The 5,034-nt window shown below is 71.4% G+C and carries 4 protein-coding genes; 2 read left to right on the top strand and 2 right to left on the bottom strand.

Annotated features, from left to right (window positions below; all coding sequences use genetic code 11):
• Window positions 1-293 (top strand): pirin-like C-terminal cupin domain-containing protein (locus RIM90_RS30555; RefSeq protein ID WP_309063987.1); only part of this gene is annotated, 293 nt, incomplete at its 5' end.
• 269 nt (window positions 294-562) lie between these two features.
• Here RIM90_RS30555 and RIM90_RS30560 read toward each other — a convergent pair.
• Window positions 563-2,695 carry a SpoIIE family protein phosphatase gene (locus RIM90_RS30560; RefSeq protein ID WP_309063988.1) on the bottom strand — a complete coding sequence of 711 codons (2,133 nt, stop codon included), beginning with the start codon at window positions 2,693-2,695 and terminating at the stop codon, window positions 563-565.
• Window positions 2,696-2,852: 157 nt separating this feature from the next.
• Here RIM90_RS30560 and aspS point away from each other — a divergent pair, with 157 nt between their 5' ends.
• Window positions 2,853-4,616, top strand: a complete 1,764-nt coding sequence (aspS, locus tag RIM90_RS30565; protein WP_309063989.1) for an aspartate--tRNA ligase — start codon at window positions 2,853-2,855, stop codon at window positions 4,614-4,616.
• A 284-nt stretch (window positions 4,617-4,900) separates the two neighbouring features.
• On the opposite strand, the gene RIM90_RS30570 is transcribed toward aspS, so the two are convergent.
• The coding region (locus RIM90_RS30570) for a PH domain-containing protein (protein WP_309063990.1) at window positions 4,901-5,034 on the bottom strand (134 nt) is incomplete at its 5' end.

Here is a 5,034-nt window from a genome sequence, read left to right on the forward strand (position 1 = left end):
TGGCCGGACGCGGCACGGTCGGCGCCGAGCGCCGTCCGGTCCGCCTCGGCCAGACCGCCGTCTTCGGCACCGGGTCCGCGCTGACCGTCCGGGCGGACGAGAAGCAGGACTCCCACACGCCGGACCTGGAGGTCGTCCTGCTCGGCGGGCAGCCGATCCGTGAGCCCATGGCCCACTACGGCCCGTTCGTCATGAACACCCGCGAGGAACTCCAGCAGGCGTTCGAGGACTTCCAGAAGGGCCGGCTCGGAACGGTCCCGGCGGTGCACGGGATGTCCGAGGGCGGACTGTAGGTCCCGCCGGAGCCACGGTGAACGAGCCCCGTCCCGCAGCGGACGGGGCTCGTCCGCGTGTGCGCGGCCGCGTCCGGACCGGGGGCGGGCCCGCCGCCGGCGACGGCGGTGCGGGAAGACCGCCCGGACCCGGCAGCGCGGCCGTACCGGAGGGCCGCGCGTCCCGGCCGTACCGGAGGCCGGCCGGGACGCGCGGGAGGGACCCGGTGGGCGAGCGGCACGTGCGGCGGGTGTGCCGACGGGCCGGGCGGGTCCCCCGGCCGCTTCGCTCAGCCGTGTCCGGCACCGCCGGGCCCGGCCCCGTCGGTCTCGTACAGTTCGAACCAGATGCTCTTGCCCTCGCCGCGCGGGGCCACCCCCCAGGCGTCCGCGAGCAGCTCGATCAGCATCAGGCCACGTCCGGAGGACGCCATCTCGCCCGGCCGGCGCTTGTGCGGCAGGTCGTCGCCGGTGTCGGTGACCTCGACGCGGATCTGCCGCTCGCCGGGCTTCCCGATGACGTCGGTGACCAGCAGGGCGTCCGTGTCGGTGTGGACCAGGACGTTCGTCAGCATCTCGGAGAGCAGCAGCACCGCCGAGTCCCTCTGGTCCTCGTCGGGCCAGTCGTGCAGCAGCTCGCGCAGCTGCTGCCGGGCGTCGGCGACGCGCTCCGGTTCGGCCTGCGCGACCGTCATCACCGTGCGGCGCAACGGCGACTGGGCACCGCCGTGGCCACCGCTCTCCCGGCGCAGCAGCAGGAGCGCCATGTCGTCCTCGCGGCGGTCGACGAGCGGCCCGGTCGTGTGGTGCGAGGACGGGCCGAGCACGGCCTGGATCAGTGCGTCGGCCAGCTCGTCCATGCTGTTCCAGCGGTCCTCCAGGACGCTGCGCAGCCGTCCCCAGCCGGTCCGCAGGTCGTGGCCGCCGGTCTCGACCAGGCCGTCCGTGCAGAGCATCAGCGTCTCGCCGGGCTCCAGGACGTGCCGTGTCGTCGGGTAGTCGGAGTCCGGGTCGATGCCGAGCGGCAGCCCGCCCGCCGTGGCGCGGATCAGCGCCGTGCCGTCCGCCATGCGCACGACCGGGTCCAGGTGGCCGGCCCGGGCGCTCTCCACGGTGCCCGTCGCCGAGTCGACCTCGGCGTAGTAGCAGGTCGCGAAGCGCACATCGTCGGGGTCCTCGTCGTGGTTCCCCTGGGTGAGGCCGTGGAGGAAGTGGGAGGCGCGGGAGAGCACGGCGTCGGGGCGGTGGCCCTCGGCGGCGTACGCGCGCAGGGCGATGCGCAACTGCCCCATCAGCCCGGCCGCCCGTACGTCATGCCCCTGGACGTCGCCGATGACCAGGGCGAAGCGGCCGCGGGGCAGCGGGATCACGTCGTACCAGTCCCCGCCGACCTGGAGTCCGCCACCGGTGGGGACGTAGCGGGCGGCGATGTCCATGCCCGGGATGTCGGGTCCCAGCACGGGCAGCATGGAACGCTGCAGTCCCTCGGCCAGCTCCCGCTGGGTCTCGGCCGCGCCCGCCCGGGACAGCGCCTGCGCCAGCATGCGCGCCACGGTGGTCAGCACGGAACGCTCGTCGGGGGTGAACGCGACCGGGTAGGCGAAGCCCGCCATCCACGCGCCCATCGGGCGCCCGGCCACGGTCAGCGGCAGGAACGCCCAGGACCGGCGGCCGAAGCGCTGGGCGAGCGGCCAGGCGAGCGGGTAACGCGCCTTGTACTGCTGCGGGGAGGAGAGGTAGACCGCGCGGCCCGTCCGCACCACCTCGGCGGCCGGGTAGTCCGTGTCCACCGTCATGGAGGTGAACGGGGCCTCCTCACCGGACCCCTGCCCGTGGTGGCCTATGACCGTGAGCCGGTCGCCCTCCACGCCGAAGACGGCCAGCCCGTCCGGGGAGAAGCCCGGCATCGACAGGTTGGCGGCGACCCGCAGCACCTCCTGTGTCGACCGCGCCTCGGCCAGCGCCCGGCCCGCGTCCAGCAGGAACGCCTCCCGTGACCGCCGCCAGTCGCCGGTGACCGCACTGCGTCCGGCGGGCGTTCCCGGGGTGGGCTCGGTGACCTCCTGAAGGGTGCCGGTCAGCACGTAGGCCGTGCGGACGCGGTCGAAGGTGGGCTTGAAGCGGCTGCGCACCACCCGGACGACCCGCTGCTGGTCGTCCATGATCCGGATCCGTACCTCGGCGAGGGTGTCCTCGGCGACGGCGAGCCGGACGACCCCGGTGATCTCGTTCCAGTCGACGGGGTGCAGACGGGACCGGACCTGGACCTCCGTGAGGGTGGTCCGCTCGGCGGGCAGCCCGAGCAGGCGTGCCGCCACGGCGTCGACCGTGACCAGCCCGGCCGCGGTGTCCCAGTGCCACAGACCGGTGTCGAGGACGGCGAGGACGTCCCCCAGAGAGGACAAGGGCTCACCAGTGCGCATTGCCCCACTTTATGAAGATGGTGTCGAAAACTGCCACCGAGGCCGCACGCATGCTCGGGGGGGTCATGACGAGGAAGCGATCGTGGGTCGACCGGTAGGCTGGGGGGAGTTTCACGTGAAACGACGACCCCGATCCGCGAAGACTGGATGAACGACGATGCATCGGTACAGGTCCCACACCTGCGGCGAGCTCCGCGCCTCTGACGTCGGCACCGACGTCCGGCTGAGTGGCTGGCTGCACAATCGGCGCGACCTGGGCGGCATCCTCTTCATCGATCTGCGCGATCACTACGGCATCACGCAGCTCGTGGCCCGTCCGGGCACGGAGGCGTACGAGGCGCTGGACAAACTGTCCAAGGAGACGGTGGTCCGCGTCGACGGCAAGGTCGTCTCGCGTGGCGCGGAGAACGTCAACCCCGACCTGCCGACCGGTGAGGTCGAGGTCGAGGTCGGCGAGGTCGAGGTGCTGGGCGCGGCGGCCCCGCTGCCCTTCACGATCAACACCGAGGACGGTGTCAACGAGGAGCGGCGCCTGGAGTACCGCTTCCTGGACCTGCGCCGCGAGCGCATGCACCGCAACATCATGCTGCGCACGCAGGTCATCTCGGCGATCCGCCAGAAGATGACGGCGCTGGGCTTCAACGAGATGACGACGCCGATCCTGAGTGCCACCTCCCCCGAGGGCGCCCGTGACTTCGTGGTCCCCTCGCGTCTCCACCCGGGCAAGTTCTACGCGCTGCCGCAGGCGCCGCAGCAGTTCAAGCAGCTGCTGATGATCTCCGGCTTCGACCGCTACTTCCAGATCGCGCCCTGCTTCCGCGACGAGGACGCCCGCGCGGACCGTTCGCCGGGCGAGTTCTACCAGCTCGACGTGGAGATGTCCTTCGTCGAGCAGGAGGACGTCTTCCAGCCGATCGAGAAGCTGATGACCGAGCTGTTCGAGGAGTTCGGCAACGGCCGTCACGTGACGTCCCCGTTCCCGCGGATCCCGTTCCGCGAGGCGATGCTGAAGTACGGCTCCGACAAGCCGGACCTGCGCGCCAAGCTGGAGCTCGTCGACATCACCGACATCTTCGAGGACTCGGAGTTCAAGGCGTTCGCCGGCAAGCACGTGCGCGCGCTGCCGGTGCCGGACGTCTCCGGCCAGCCCCGCAAGTTCTTCGACCAGCTCGGCGACTTCGCGGTCGCGCAGGGCGCGAAGGGCCTGGCGTGGGTGCGGGTCGGCGAGGACGGCTCGCTGACCGGCCCGATCGCGAAGTTCCTGACGGAGGAGAACGTCGCGGAACTGACCAAGCGCCTCTCCCTGGCCCCCGGCCACGCGGTGTTCTTCGGCGCGGGCGAGTTCGACGAGGTCTCGAAGATCATGGGCGCGGTGCGGGTGGAGGCCGCCAAGCGGGCCGGGCAGTTCGAGGAGAACGTCTTCCGCTTCTGCTGGATCGTCGACTTCCCGATGTACGAGAAGGACGAGGAGACCGGCGCGATCGACTTCTCGCACAACCCCTTCTCGATGCCGCAGGGCGGCCTGGAGGCACTGGAGACCCAGGACCCGCTGGACATCCTGGGCTGGCAGTACGACATCGTCTGCAACGGCGTCGAGCTGTCCTCCGGCGCCATCCGGAACCACGAGCCGGAGATCATGCTCAAGGCCTTCGAGATCGCGGGCTACGACCGCGAGACGGTCGAGGAGAAGTTCGCCGGCATGCTCCGCGCGTTCCGCTTCGGCGCCCCGCCGCACGGCGGCATCGCGCCGGGCGTCGACCGCATCGTCATGCTGCTCGCCGACGAGCCCAACATCCGCGAGACCATCGCCTTCCCGCTCAACGGCAACGCCCAGGACCTGATGATGGGCGCGCCGACGGAGCTGGACGAGGCCCGCCTGAAGGAACTCCACCTGACGGTCCGCAAGCCGCAGCCGAAGTAACCCCACAGCGAAGAGGGGCCCGGACCGACGACATCGGTTCCGGGCCCCTCGCCGTGTGCGGACCCAGGAGGCCGGACCCTCCCCGACGAAGAGGTCGTCGGCACTCCGGGCCTGCCTCCACCACCTCGGACCAGCCTTCGAGACGTCCGGCTCGAAGGACACGAGCCCGCGGCCCAGGACGCCGTGGACCGGCCCGGCAGACCACGACCAGCAGGTGGCATGTGCGGGCGCGTTCACTCGTTCGGGGTCGGGGGAAGCCTTTCTTCCGCCTCAAGGCCGCCGCGTCAGCGCGCCACGAACTGGGTGAGGATCGCCTGGACCTCGTAGATGTCGACGCCCTTGGTGAAGGTCTTCTGGATGGGGGCCTGGGAGCCCGAGAGCCAGATCTTCAGTTCGGCGTCGAGGTCGAAGGTGCCGG

The organism is Streptomyces sp., from assembly GCF_031181555.1.
Classification (GTDB): domain Bacteria; phylum Actinomycetota; class Actinomycetes; order Streptomycetales; family Streptomycetaceae; genus Streptomyces; species Streptomyces fimbriatus.